The sequence below is a fragment of the Bradyrhizobium sp. WBOS07 genome (assembly GCF_024585165.1).
Lineage (GTDB): Bacteria > Pseudomonadota > Alphaproteobacteria > Rhizobiales > Xanthobacteraceae > Bradyrhizobium > Bradyrhizobium japonicum_B.
In genome coordinates this window covers 695,605-708,084 of the sequence record NZ_CP029008.1, presented here as the reverse complement: position 1 = coordinate 708,084, position 12,480 = coordinate 695,605, and the positions used below count along the sequence as shown (strand labels likewise).

Annotated in this window: 14 protein-coding genes; 9 read left to right on the top strand and 5 right to left on the bottom strand. The window is 65.9% G+C overall.

What is annotated here, in order from left to right; translation table 11 throughout:
- Positions 1-12: 12 nt before the first annotated feature.
- Together DCM79_RS03415 and DCM79_RS03410 are read left to right on the top strand one after the other, a co-directional pair.
- Positions 13-897, top strand: coding sequence for a LysR family transcriptional regulator (locus DCM79_RS03415; protein ID WP_257178640.1), 885 nt, complete (start codon positions 13-15; stop codon positions 895-897).
- Positions 898-1,108: 211 nt separating this feature from the next.
- Positions 1,109-1,366 carry a hypothetical protein gene (locus tag DCM79_RS03410; RefSeq protein WP_257178639.1) on the top strand — a complete coding sequence of 86 codons (258 nt, stop codon included), beginning with the start codon at positions 1,109-1,111 and terminating at the stop codon, positions 1,364-1,366.
- A gap of 3 nt (positions 1,367-1,369) precedes the next feature.
- Here the strand turns inward: DCM79_RS03410 and DCM79_RS03405 are convergent, their stop codons facing one another.
- Complete coding sequence (locus DCM79_RS03405; RefSeq protein WP_257178638.1) at positions 1,370-2,173, bottom strand: enoyl-CoA hydratase-related protein; 804 nt, start codon at positions 2,171-2,173, stop codon at positions 1,370-1,372.
- A gap of 164 nt (positions 2,174-2,337) precedes the next feature.
- Between DCM79_RS03405 and DCM79_RS03400 the strand changes: the two genes are divergently transcribed.
- Complete coding sequence (locus DCM79_RS03400; RefSeq protein ID WP_257178637.1) at positions 2,338-3,312, top strand: ketopantoate reductase family protein; 975 nt, start codon at positions 2,338-2,340, stop codon at positions 3,310-3,312.
- Between the two features lie 3 nt (positions 3,313-3,315).
- Here DCM79_RS03400 and DCM79_RS03395 read toward each other — a convergent pair whose 3' ends face one another.
- The 3 genes from DCM79_RS03395 to DCM79_RS03385 all read right to left on the bottom strand — a co-directional run bounded on the left by DCM79_RS03395 (position 3,316) and on the right by DCM79_RS03385 (position 6,389).
- Positions 3,316-3,993: an alpha/beta family hydrolase gene (locus DCM79_RS03395; protein WP_257180679.1), complete on the bottom strand. Its 678-nt coding sequence runs from the start codon at positions 3,991-3,993 to the stop codon at positions 3,316-3,318.
- A 105-nt stretch (positions 3,994-4,098) separates the two neighbouring features.
- A complete protein-coding gene (locus DCM79_RS03390) occupies positions 4,099-5,655 on the bottom strand; it encodes a long-chain fatty acid--CoA ligase (protein ID WP_257178636.1) in 1,557 nt (518 codons plus the stop codon).
- On the bottom strand, positions 5,652-6,389 hold the full coding sequence (locus DCM79_RS03385; protein ID WP_257178635.1) for a TetR/AcrR family transcriptional regulator: 738 nt from the start codon (positions 6,387-6,389) through the stop codon (positions 5,652-5,654). The genes DCM79_RS03390 and DCM79_RS03385 overlap by 4 nt, the downstream gene beginning before the upstream one ends.
- 88 nt (positions 6,390-6,477) lie before the next feature.
- Here DCM79_RS03385 and DCM79_RS03380 point away from each other — a divergent pair, with 88 nt between their 5' ends.
- Genes DCM79_RS03380 through DCM79_RS03360 form a run of 5 tightly spaced genes read left to right on the top strand, consistent with a single transcriptional unit; the run spans position 6,478 to position 10,536 of the window.
- The gene (locus tag DCM79_RS03380) at positions 6,478-7,659 is read left to right on the top strand and encodes a lipid-transfer protein (protein ID WP_257178634.1); all 1,182 of its coding nucleotides are present in this window, start codon (positions 6,478-6,480) and stop codon (positions 7,657-7,659) included.
- 8 nt (positions 7,660-7,667) lie between these two features.
- The gene (locus DCM79_RS03375) at positions 7,668-8,123 is read left to right on the top strand and encodes a MaoC family dehydratase N-terminal domain-containing protein (protein ID WP_257178633.1); all 456 of its coding nucleotides are present in this window, start codon (positions 7,668-7,670) and stop codon (positions 8,121-8,123) included.
- Complete coding sequence (locus DCM79_RS03370; protein WP_257178632.1) at positions 8,120-8,530, top strand: MaoC family dehydratase; 411 nt, start codon at positions 8,120-8,122, stop codon at positions 8,528-8,530. Before DCM79_RS03375 ends, DCM79_RS03370 begins: the two co-directional genes overlap by 4 nt.
- Positions 8,531-8,549: 19 nt before the next feature.
- Positions 8,550-9,377 carry an SDR family NAD(P)-dependent oxidoreductase gene (locus DCM79_RS03365; protein ID WP_257178631.1) on the top strand — a complete coding sequence of 276 codons (828 nt, stop codon included), beginning with the start codon at positions 8,550-8,552 and terminating at the stop codon, positions 9,375-9,377.
- A 13-nt stretch (positions 9,378-9,390) separates the two neighbouring features.
- Positions 9,391-10,536 carry an acyl-CoA dehydrogenase family protein gene (locus tag DCM79_RS03360; RefSeq protein ID WP_257178630.1) on the top strand — a complete coding sequence of 382 codons (1,146 nt, stop codon included), beginning with the start codon at positions 9,391-9,393 and terminating at the stop codon, positions 10,534-10,536.
- 16 nt (positions 10,537-10,552) lie between these two features.
- Here DCM79_RS03360 and DCM79_RS03355 read toward each other — a convergent pair whose 3' ends face one another.
- Positions 10,553-11,533, bottom strand: coding sequence for a helix-turn-helix domain-containing protein (locus DCM79_RS03355; RefSeq protein WP_257178629.1), 981 nt, complete (start codon positions 11,531-11,533; stop codon positions 10,553-10,555).
- A 141-nt stretch (positions 11,534-11,674) separates the two neighbouring features.
- Here DCM79_RS03355 and DCM79_RS03350 point away from each other — a divergent pair, with 141 nt between their 5' ends.
- Complete coding sequence (locus DCM79_RS03350; RefSeq protein ID WP_257178628.1) at positions 11,675-12,400, top strand: alpha/beta fold hydrolase; 726 nt, start codon at positions 11,675-11,677, stop codon at positions 12,398-12,400.
- The last annotated feature ends 80 nt before the right edge of the window (positions 12,401-12,480 follow it).

Genomic DNA, 12,480 nt, shown 5'->3' with positions numbered 1-12,480 from the left:
AGAAAGGTCGACATGGACATCCTGGTGAATCTGCAGGCCTTCCTCGCCACCGCGGATTCCGCCGGCTTCTCCGCCGCCGCGCGAAAGCTCGGCGTCTCGACCTCGGTGGTCGCCAAGCGCGTCACGCAGCTGGAGGCGCGGATCGGCACGCCGCTGTTTCACCGTTCCACCCGGCAATTGCGGCTGACCGAGGCCGGGCAGCGCTACGTGCATCGCGCGCGCGGCGTGGTCACGGACGCCAACGATCTGCTTTCGCGCATGGGCGAGAAAGGCCACGATCTCGTCGATCACTTGCGCATCAAGGCGCCCACCTCGCTGACGGTGGCGCGGCTCGCCGATGTTTTCAGCGCATTCCAGACCCAGAACCCGAAGCTCAAGCTCGAGATCGTGCTGATCGATCGGCCGGTCGATCCCGTCACCGAAGGCTTTGACATCGCCATCGGCGCCTTCCCGCATTCCTTCGGCGGCGTGGTCGATGAGCCATTGTGCGCGCTGAAGCGGCTGCTCTGCGCCTCGCCCGCTTATTTGAAGAAGCACGGCACGCCAAAGCATCCGCGGGATCTGGTCGAGCATCGCTGCCTCAGCTTTCTGCCGACCGGCCCGGAATGGCTATTCGACGGGCCGCGCGGCCGCATCAGCATCCAGGTCAGTCCTCTGCTCTCCTCCAACGAGGGGCACGTGCTGGCGCGCAGCGCCATCGCCGGCAATGGCATCGCGCTGCTCTCACATTATCTCGTCGTCGATGCCCTGCACGACGGGACGCTGAAGCCGGTGCTTCGCGACTTTCCGATTCCGGAATTGTGGGTGAAGGCCGCAATCCCCGAGCGGCGCCGCAACGCGGCCGCGGTACAGGCGCTGCTGACATTGCTGAAGACGTCACTGGCGCGGTCGCTGTAGGCGGCGCCGCGTCGTATCACAGGATGGCGGTTGCTTCCGGACGATGGACCTGAGAGAAGGATCGCCAACCTCCGCTGTCATCGCCCGGCCTTGACCGGACGATCCAGTATTCCAGAGACGCCAAACGTCTACGGAAAAGCCACAGCGTACGGGTCGCCCGGTCGAGCCGGGCGACGACAAGCAACTTGGTTCACAAATGGATTCGACGCTTTTGAAATTCGCCCTCCCCGCCCTGCTCGCGCTCTCGCTCGCTGCGACTCCCGCCACTGCAATCGAGCAGAGCTGCCGCTTCATCCAGGCCAAGCCGGAACGCGAAGCCTGCTACAAGCGGCAGGAGGACGAGCTCGCGGCCAGGCGCAAGCCTGCGCCCGCGACCGACGCGAGCAACACGCTCGAAACGCTGCGCCAGATGCGGCAGGACGACGACGCCGTCTATCGCAGCATCAACAACATCTGCCGCGGTTGCTGACGTTCAGCTCTTACCACCGCCCCACCTCCCCGCCCGCTTCTCCGCGAACGAGGCCAGTCCCTCCGCCGCCTCCGCGCTCTGCCGCTTGAGCGAATGCAGCTGCACGAGCCGGGCGTAGGCGGCATCGTCCACCGCCATGCCGCCGAACGAGCTTTCCAGTGCGAGCTTCTTGGTCTCGGCCATCGCTTCCGGGCCGTTGGCGAGCAATTGCTCGACCACCTTGCTGCCGGCAGCTTCGAGCTCGGCCAGCGGCACCACCTCGTGGACGAGGCCAATGCGGCGGGCGTCCTCGGCGCCAAAACGTTCGCCGGTGAGCGCGTAGCGGCGGACCTGGCGGACGCCGATGGCGTCACAGAGCTGCGGGATGATGATCGCCGCGGTCAGGCCCCAGCGCACCTCGGTGATCGAGAACAGGGCATTGTCCGCGGCGATCACGACGTCGCAAGCCGCGATCACGCCGGTGCCGCCGCCGAAGCAGCCGCCCTGCACCAGCGCAACGGTCGGTATCGGCAGCGTGTTGAGCCGCTGCACCGCCTCGAAAGTCGCACGCGAGGCCGCTTCGTTCGCTTCGGCCGATTGCGGCCGAACGCCGTTGATCCATTTCAGATCGGCGCCGGCCTGAAAGTGCCTGCCGTTGCCCTTGAGCACGACGACGCGCAGGTGAGGCTTCGTCCCCAAATCGTCCATCGCCGCGAGCACGCCCGCGATCAACGCGCCGTCATAGGCATTGTTGACCTCGGGGCGGTTCAACGTAACGGTCGCAACCCCACGCTCATCGAGGGTCCACAGGACGGGGCTGGCAGTCATCGGCGATCCTCCGGTCGTTTGATTGGCGTGCACTATGGCCGAGGCGATGCGTCCCGATCCATATCTTTCCAGCGTGGGGCGGTCGCGCCCATCGCATGGCGGCTTGTGCCATGCTGCTACCCGGGTGGCGCCAAGGGATAGGCAAGGGACAGGACAGAATTATCATGCGCATCTGCATTTTCGGCGCGGGCGCCGTCGGCAGCCACATCGCGGTCCGGCTCGCCCGCGCCGGCCATGACGTTTCCTGCGTGATGCGGGGCGCGCATCTGGAGGCGGCGCGCGCAGGCGGCCTCAAGCTGAGGGTCGGCGATTCCGAGGTCGGCGCCAAGGTGAACGCGTCGGGTGATCCGGCCCAGCTCGGCCCACAGGACGTCGTGATCTCGACGCTGAAGGCGACCGCACTGCCCGGGCTGGTGTCCAGCATCAAGCCGCTGCTGCAGGACGATACCGCCATCGTGTTCGCGCAGAACGGCATTCCCTGGTGGTACGGCATCGGCCTGCCGCCGCGGCATCCGACGCCACCGGATATCTCCTTCCTCGACCCCGGCGGGCGCCTGCGCGCCTGCATCCCGAAGGAACGGATCATCGGCGGCGTCGTCTTCTCCTCCAACGAGGTGACCGCGCCGGGCGTCGTGCACAACCTCACGCCGGACCGCAACCGCCTCCTGATCGGCGAATGCGACGACCGTCATAGCGAACGCATCTCCAGGCTGCGCAATGTCTTCAACGACGCGCGGCTGGAATCGCCGCCGGTGGCTGATATTCGCGAGGCGATCTGGTCAAAGCTGCTGACCAACATGTCGCTGTCGGTGCTGTGCCTGCTTACCGGCCAGACCGCGCGTGGCGTGCGCGACGACCCCGCTTTCGCCGAGGTCATCCCGCGCATGCTGAACGAGGCCAACGACATCGCCCAGCATTTCATCCCCGAGGTCAAGCGCGTGACCCGCAGCGGCCCCGCCCCCAATCACAAGCCTTCGCTGCTCCAGGATTACGAGCTCGGCCGCGCCATGGAGATCGACGTGCTGGTTCGGGCGCCCGCCGCCTTCGCGCGCACCGCCGGCTTGTCGACGCCGACGCTCGACCTGATCGCCGCGCTGGCGATCCAGAAAGCGCGCGACAAGGGACTTTATGCGGCGTGAGCTTCAGGTGACTTGGTCGATCCAGGCCGCGAGCGTGTCCAGCACCTCGGTGAGCGCCTCGTCGTTGGTGCGGCCGGACTTCTTCAGCACCGCAAACGAGTGATCCCCGCCTTCGACCTGATGCAGCGTCGCCTTCGCTCCGAGCTGCGCGATGACCGGCGTGAGGTGGCCAAGATCGGCAAGCTCGTCACGCGTGCCTTGCAGGAATAGCATCGGGACGGTGATGCCGGCGAGATGCTCGGCGCGCTCGGAGGACGGCTTCTTCGCGGCATGCAGGGGGAAGCCGAGGAAGGCGAGACCTCTCACGCCTGGCAGCGGAGACTTCGACTGCGCTTGCGAGGTCATGCGGCCACCGAACGACTTTCCCCCCGCGACGAGCTTCGATTCCGGGCACAGCCGCGCCGCCTCCTCGACTGCCGCCCGAATGGCGGCATGCGCGACAGCGGGCTGGTCGGGACGCCCCAGCTTCTTCTCCATGTAGGGGAAATTGAAGCGGAAGGTCGCGATGCCGCGGTTCGCAAGCCCCTCCGCGACCCTCTCCATGAAGGAATGGCGCATATCGGCCCCGGCGCCATGCGCCAGCACGTAGCAGGCACGCGCACGGCCCGGCTGCCTCAGGATCGCAGAGACCGTGCCGATGCGTTCGATGTCAAGCTTGAGCTCGCGCGTCTCGACCAAGATTGGATGTTCCCGATGAGTCCCGCAAGAGATACCCGCGCGACCGCGATGTGGAAACATGAAACTTCGCACGCACCCACGGCGGCACGCCTTAACGCGTGGGAGCCGTCAGCTGACCCGCCGTTCCCGGCCTTCCCAGAACGGCCTGCGCAGTTCGCGCTTCAGCACCTTGCCGGCGCCGGACAGCGGCAGCGGTGCCTCGGTGATCTCGATGCTGCGGGGACATTTGTAGCCCGCAATCAACGTCTTCGTGAACTCGATCAGTTCGCCGGGCGAGACCTCGACGCCGCTGCGTCTGACCACGACGGCGTGGACCTGCTCTCCCCATTGCTCGTTGGGAATTCCGATGACGGCGCATTGCAGCACCGACGGATGCTGCGCCAGCGCGTTCTCGACCTCGACCGAGTACACGTTCTCGCCGCCAGAGATGATCATGTCCTTGACGCGGTCGACGACATAGATGAAGCCGTCCTCGTCCATGTAGCCGCCGTCGCCCGTATGCATCCAGCCGTCGATGACGGCGCGCGCGGTCTCCTCCGGCCGCTCCCAATAGCCCATCATCACGGTGTCGCCGCGCACCACGATCTCGCCGACGGCGCCTGCCGGCACGGGTTGGTCGTTCTCATCGACGATCCGCACCTCGCAGCCGAGCGTGGCGCGGCCGGCGCCGCGATGACGTCCCTTCCTGCGCCCCTCCCCGACATGCTCGTTCGCATGCAGCAGCGTCGCGATCGGCGACAATTCGGTCATGCCATAGGCCTGGGTGAAACGCACATGCGGCAGCGCGCGCGCGGCGCGGTCGAGCACCGCCTCGCTGATCGGCGAGGCCCCGTAGATGATGTGCTGGAGCGACGACAGGTTGTACTTTCCGATCGCGGGATGGTCGACCAGCATCTGGATCATCGTGGGCACCAGCAGCACGTCGGTGACACGCTCGTTCTGCATCGCAGCCATCACGCCTTCGGGCGTAAAACCCTGAACGATCACGTTGGAGCCGCCGGAGAGCAGCAGCGAATACATCGCCGCGCCGTTGGCGAGGTGAAACATCGGCGCCGCATGCAGATAGGTCGTGCTCGCCGGAAACAGTCCTTCGCCAAGGGCATTGAGCGCATTGGCCATCAGGTTCTGGTGGCTGAGCATCACGCCCTTGGACCGCCCGGTGGTACCGCCGGTATAGAAGATGCCGGCGAGATCCTCGCCCTTGCGCATGGCATCGGCAACGGGAGCACTGCCCGCGACCAGATCCTCATAGCTCTCCATCCCCGCCGGCACCACGCCGTCGTCGGCATAGACCAGATTCAGCGCGGGAATGGCCTGGGCAAGCTGCGCGCCAACCTGCGCGAAGGCCTTGTCGACCAGTAGAACGGAGGCACGGCAGTCGCGCAGCGCATCCTCGTTTTCGAGGGCGCTCCAGCGGATGTTGAGCGGCACGATCACGCCGCCTGCCCAGCCGGTCGCCAGATACAGCTCGAGATAGCGGTCCGAGTTGAATGAAAGGACGGCGACGCGGTCGCCGTCCGCGACGCCGCGCGTGCGCAGGCCGCCGGCCAGCCTGGCGACGCGTTCGCCGAGCTCGCCCCAGTTGCGCCGCCGCTGGCCATAGACCGTCGCCAGACCCTTTGGATTGATCTGCAGCGCGCGCCGCAATCCGTGCGTGATGTTCATCCCACTCTCCCTCCCGTTCGTTTCTTCCCGGTCGTTTTGCGTCCTGAGTTGCGCCGTTGCGGCGCTCTCGGCGTCTTCTTTGTCATCTGCTGCCGGCCCGCGGTCGCCAGGCCTTCCGTCAGCCGAACCGTGAACTCGTCGGCGATTTCGCTCGGCGACAGCCCGCCGTCACGGCGATACCAATGGCCGATCCAGTTGAGCGCGCCCGCGATCGCGAACGCTGCAAGCTTGGGATCGCACGGCCTGATCGAGCCGTCGTCGATGCCCCCGGAGATATACTTCCGGAACGTGGTGTCGATGCGCTTCTTGGCGGCACGTGCGACGGCGGCGTTCCGCTCGGCCAGATCGCGCAGATCGAAACGCACCAGGCTCGCGCCGAAATCGGTCGCCATCAGCGCGGCATAGGCGTGCACCAGCTTGCGCAGCTTGGACAGGCCCGAACCGCCGCCGGCGTTGATCTCGGTAATCACGCTGTCGACGAGCTCGGCGCCCATCGACCAGCATTCGAACAGGATCTCGTCCTTGCCCCGGAAGTAATTATAGAGCGCGGGCTTGGTGATGTTCAGCCGCTCGGCGACCTCGTTCAGCGTCACGCGATGATAGCCCTGCTCCAGGAACAGCTGCACGGCGGCGCGCAGCACCGCCTCGCGCTTTTCGTCGCGGGCGCGGCGGCGGCTCTCGAACGGCAGCCAAGGCGACGGCGACGAGGGCGGAACGGGCGGCGCGGAATCCATGCTGGCTCGGTTGACTCTCGTGGGCATCGACCGATATATTACCCATGGGTAATAAAAAGTCCAACGGGTAATTTATTGGGAGGAAGCGATGTCTGACGTCATCGTCGCAGGGGTCGGCATGATCCCGTTCGCCAAGCCGGGCGCCAGCGCGCCCTATCACGAGATGGGAACGGAGGCGATCAAGCTGGCGCTCGCCGATGCCGGCCTCGGTTACGACAAGGTGCAGCAGGCCTACGCCGGCTACGTCTACGGCGATTCCACCTGCGGGCAGCGCGCGCTCTACCATGTCGGGATGACCGGCATCCCCATCGTCAACGTCAACAACAATTGCTCGACCGGCTCCACCGCGCTGTTCATGGCGCGGCAGATGATCGCGAGCGGCGCGCTGGACTGCGTGCTGGCGGTCGGCTTCGAGCAGATGAAGCCGGGCGCGCTTGGCAGCGTCTACACCGATCGCCCGAGCGCGTTCGAGGAGTTCGACGCGGCTGCGGACCAGCTGATCGACGCGCCCGGCATTCCGCTGGCGCTGCGTTATTTCGGCGGCGCAGGCCTCAGCCACATGAAGAAATACGGCACACCGCTTGATGCCTTCGCCAAGGTGCGCGCCAAGGCGAGCCGTCATGCCAGGAACAATCCGCTCGCGCTGTTCCGCAAGGAAGTCACGGCCGAGGACGTCATGAACGACCAGGTGATCTGGCCGGGCGTGATGACGCGCCTGATGGCGTGCCCGCCGACCTGCGGCGGCGCCGCGGCCGTGCTGGTGTCGGAGCGGTTTGCGGACAAGCACGGCATCGGCAAGGAGGTGCGCATCGCGGCGCAGGCCATGACCACCGACACGCCCTCGACCTTCAAGGCCGGCGACATGATGCAGCTGGTCGGCTACGACATGGCTAAAGAAGCGGCGAGCCGCGTCTATGAAAGCGCCGGCATCGGGCCCGACGATCTCGACGTCGTCGAGCTGCACGACTGCTTCGCCCACAACGAGCTCATCACCTACGAGGCGCTGGGTCTCTGCGGCGAGGGTGAAGCCGGCAAGTTCATCAATGACGGCGACAACACCTATGGCGGGCGGATCGTGACCAATCCGTCCGGCGGATTGCTGTCGAAGGGCCATCCGCTCGGCGCTACCGGGCTTGCGCAGTGTTACGAGCTGACACGGCAGTTGCGCGGCACGGCGGGCTCGACGCAGGTCGACGGTGCGAAGGTCGCGCTTCAGCACAATCTCGGTCTCGGCGGCGCCTGCGTCGTCACGCTCTACCAGCGGCACTGATATCGGCCATGGTCGACCAGTCCGCCGTAGGGCGCAGCTTCACGCCGGTCACCGCGCGCGTGGAGCCCGGCCGTCTCCGCTACTTCCTCAACACGTTGGGTGAACAGAATCCGGTCTACCGCGACGCGGATGCTGCCCGGGCGGCCGGGTTCACCGGCATCCCGGTGCCGCCGACCTATTTGTTCTGCCTCGAAATGATGGACGTCGACGACCCCTTCGAGATGTTCACTGCACTCGGCATCGACCTCGCCCGCGTGCTGCACGGCGAGCAGAGCTTCGTCTATCACGCGCCGGTGCTGGTCGGGGACACGCTGACGTTTCGACCGCGCGTGGCCAGCGTGACGGACAAGAAGGGCGGCGCAATGACGCTGATCGGCATCCGATGCGAGGTGACGAACCAGGACGGCGTGCATGTCGCCGACACCACGCGCACCATCGTCGTCCGCAACGAGGTGGCATCATGACGGTGTCCACAGACATCAAGGCCGGCGATCGAATCGTCCACAAGGCCTTTCCGCCGATCACCCGTCACACCCTCGCGCTCTATTGCGGCGCATCGGGCGATCACAATCCGATCCACGTCGATATCGACTTCGCCAAGGCGGCCGGATTTCCCGACGTGTTCGCCCACGGCATGCTGGTGATGGCCTTCCTCGGCCAGGCGCTCACGGATGCGGTGCCGCCGTCGAAGCTCCGCAGCTTTGCGACCCGGTTCGTCTCGATAACCCAGCTCGGCGCCAGGCTGACTTGCGAGGGAACGGTGACCGAGCTCTTCGCCGAGGCTGGCGAGCGCCGCGCAAGGCTGGCGCTCATCACCAGGGACGATCGCGGCGAGGTGAAGCTCGAAGGTAGCGCGATCATCGCGCTGTGACAGCAAGAGGACACATGCAATGGCAAAGTTACAAGGGAAGGTCGCGCTCGTCACCGGCTCGGGCCGCGGCATCGGACGCGCGATCGCGCTCAAGCTGGCGCGCGAAGGCGCCAGGGTCGTCGTCAATGACCTCGACGCCGAGCCGGGCGACGCGGTGGTCGCGGAGATCAAGGCGCTCGGCAGCGATGCCGCTGCCGTGAACGGCAGCGTCTCGGAAACCGGTTTCGCCGACCGCTTCGTCGGCGCTGCACTGGACAAGTTCGGCGGGCTCGACATCATCGTCAACAATGCCGGCTACACCTGGGACTCCACCATCCAGAAGATGACGGACGAGCAGTTCCAAGCCATGCTCGACGTCCATCTCGTCGCCCCGTTCCGGCTTCTGCGCGCGGCCGCCGAGCCGATTCGCGTCTTCGCCAGGAAGGAGGCCGAGGAGGGACGCGAGGTATTCCGCAAGGTCGTGAACATCTCCTCGATCGCAGGCCTCTACGGCAATGCCGGACAGGCCAGCTATTCCTCCGCCAAGGCCTCGCTGATCGGCCTGACCCGGACCATGTGCAAGGAGTGGGGCCGCTACAAGGTCAACGTCAATTGCGTCGCCTTCGGTCTCATCAACACCCGTCTGACCCAGCCGATCGAGGCGCAACAGAAGACCATCGACGTCGCCGGCCGCGACATCAAGGTCGGCGTTCAGCCGCAGATGCTGGAGGCGATGTCGCGCATGATCCCGCTCGGACGCGGCGGCAAGCCGGAAGAGGCGGCCGACGCCGTCTATCTGTTCTGCAGCCCGGAATCCAATTATATCAGCGGTCAGGTGGTGGTCGCCGGCGGCGGCCTGATTGTCTGAGAGCGAGGCGCTGATGCAATACCGATCGTCGTGGATGACCGAAGAGCTGGACACGTTTCGCGACCAGTTCCGGAAATATCTTGCCAAGGATCTGGCGCCGCATGCCGAGAAATGGCGCGAGCAGAAGATGGTCGACCGCTTCGCCTGGCGCGGGCTCGGTGAGATGGGCGCGCTGCTCGCGAGCGTGCCGGAGGAATATGGCGGCCTTGGTGCCACCTTCGCCTACGACGCCGCGGTGCTGGACGACCTCGAAAGCACCGTGCCGGAGCTGACCACCGGCGTCTCCGTGCACAGCGCCATCGTCGCGCATTACATCCTCAATTACGGCTCGGAGGAGCAGAAGAAGCGCTGGCTGCCGAAGATGGCCTCCGGCGAGATGGTCGGCGCCATCGCCATGACCGAGCCCGGCACCGGCTCGGATCTGCAGGCCGTCAAGACCACGGCGAAGAAGCAGGGCAATTCCTACGTCATCAACGGCCAGAAGACCTTCATCACCAATGGCCAGGCGGCCGATCTCGTCATCGTGGTCGCGCGCACCGGCGAAGCTGGCGCAAAGGGCATCTCGCTGATCGTGGTCGAGACCGCGGGCGCCGACGGCTACAAGCGCGGGCGCAACCTCGACAAGATCGGCCTGCATGCCTCCGACACCTCGGAACTGTTCTTCGACAACGTCACGGTGCCGCCGGAGAATTTGCTCGGCAAGGAGGAAGGCCAGGGCTTCGTCCAGCTAATGCAGCAATTGCCGCAGGAGCGCCTTGCGCTCGCGGTCGGTGCCGTCGCCGCGATGGAGCGCGCGGTCAAGCTGACCACCGACTACACCAAGGAGCGGAAGGCCTTCGGCAAGCCGCTGATGGACTTCCAGAACACCGCCTTCAAGCTCGCCGAGCGCAAGACGGAGGCGATGATCGCGCGCGTCTTCGTCGACTGGTGCATCGAGCGCCTGGTCGCCGGCGATCTCGACACCGTCACGGCGTCGATGGCGAAATATTGGTGCTCGGAGAAGCAGGTCGAGACCGCCGACGAGTGCCTCCAGCTGTTCGGCGGCTACGGCTATATGCAGGAATACCCGATCTCGCGCATCTTCATCGATTCCCGCATCCAGAAGATCTATGGCGGCACCAACGAGATCATGAAGCTGTTGATCGCCAGATCCTTGTAGATCAGGTCGCTGTCAATCATCGCGCGCGCCAGTCGCGCGGCCGGCAGCCGAAGCGCTGCTTGAAGCGCCGCGTGAAGTGGGAGAGGTCCGAGAAGCCCCAATCGAACGCGATGGCGCCGATCGCACGATCCGCCATCGCGGGATCGCTGAGATCCCTGGCCGCGCCGTCGAGCCTGTTGTCGATGACGTACTCGGTGAAGCTGGAGCCTGATCGCGCCAGCAGCTTGTGCACGTAGCGCTCGCTGATACCCACGGCGCCGGCGACATCGGCGACCGCAAGGCCGGGCTCGCGGAGCCGCCGGTGAATGGCGCGCTTCAATGCCAGCGTGGTTGCATCGGCGAGACCCTCAGTCTCCGCAGCACCGGCTCGGCCACGCCGCGACAGGCTTACGGCGACCAGCTCGATCAGCGCCCGGAACAGCCGCACGCCCTCGTCCTCGGTCATGCGCAGCGCGCCGTCGCTGAGCGTGCGCGCGGTCTCGACGATGAGGTGGCCGACGACGGCATCGTCGGAGACCCGCGCCGCAGCGACGTCGAACGAAGCCGGCAGCCGTTCGCGCAAGGCCTCGGACGGTACCCAGAACGAAGCGACGCGCAATTGCGGACCGCGGTCGTGCAGAAGCGCAAACTGCCGATCGCTGTCGAAGATGCCGACCTGTCCGGGCGCCAGGCTGATCTCCCGGCCGTCCTGTTGAATGCGGCAGCGGCCGGCTAGCTTCAGGTTGAGGTAGAAGCAGCTGCGGTCGGATGCCGCGATGTCGGCCGCAGAGCGCCGCACCACGTGCTCGGGAAAGCTGACGCGGTTGATCGCGGCCTCGCCGAGACGGACGTGCTCGACGCTGGCGGGAAAGCCGGGTGCGGCCGCCGGCTCCGGCGTCAGATTCATGAAGGCCTGGCAGATCGCCTCACGATAATAGGCAAATTGCTCAGCCGGCCGGACGCCAGCAGTATCCCAGGCCGATTGGCGTGACGGCATGGCGTGCTCGATCTGCTGCATCGGTTCACTCCGAGACCAATCCGGTTCGCTTCCAGCCAAGCGGCGCATCCGCCGCTGGTCCACAATCGACGCGCGGCAGCACCGCTGCCGGCCAAAGCGGCGCGGCGTCAATCTAATCACAGTCTCGGGAGGAGCCACAACATGTCGACCTACGTCCTCGTCCACGGCGCCTGGCACACCGGAGCCGAGTTCGAACCTGTCGCCACACCGATCCGGGCGGCCGGCCATCAGGTCCATACCCCCACCATCAAGGGCAACCGTCCGGGCGATGCCAAGACGACAGGGTTGAAGGAGGCGATCCAGTCGATTGCCGAATACCTTGCCGAGAACGATCTGAAGGACGTGATCCTGCTCGGCCATTCCTATGGCGGCATGATCATCACCGGCGTTGCCGACCTTGCGCCCGATCGCATCCGCCGTCTCGTCTACTGGAATGCCTTCGTACCCAACAATGGCGAATGCCTCAACGACATGGTGCCGCCGCATTATGTCGGGTTGTTCGACGCCATCGCCGCCGAACGCGGCGACGGCTCGGTCGTGTTGCCATTCCCGATCTGGCGCGAGGCCTTCATCAACGACGCTGATCTGGAGACGGCGCAACGCGCCTACGACCTCCTCAACCCGCATCCGCTGGCGACCTTCACCGACAAGATCACGCTCAAGAGCAATCCGGCCGAGATGCCGCTGGCCAAGTCCTACATCAACTGCACGGAAGATACTGCGCTGCCGCACAGCCATGGCTGGCATCCGCGTCTATCGGAGAAGCTCGGCCTGTTCCGCCTGGTGCAGGTGCCGGGAAGCCACGAGCTGTGCTTCTCCGATCCGGCGCGCCTTGCCAAGGCGATCATGGAGGCGGGACGCGACTGATCCGCGCGCAGGACCGCCATGGCCGCGATGCCGTCCGCGCCAGAACGACGTCTTCGGAGACGATCTCGCCCCGATCAGGT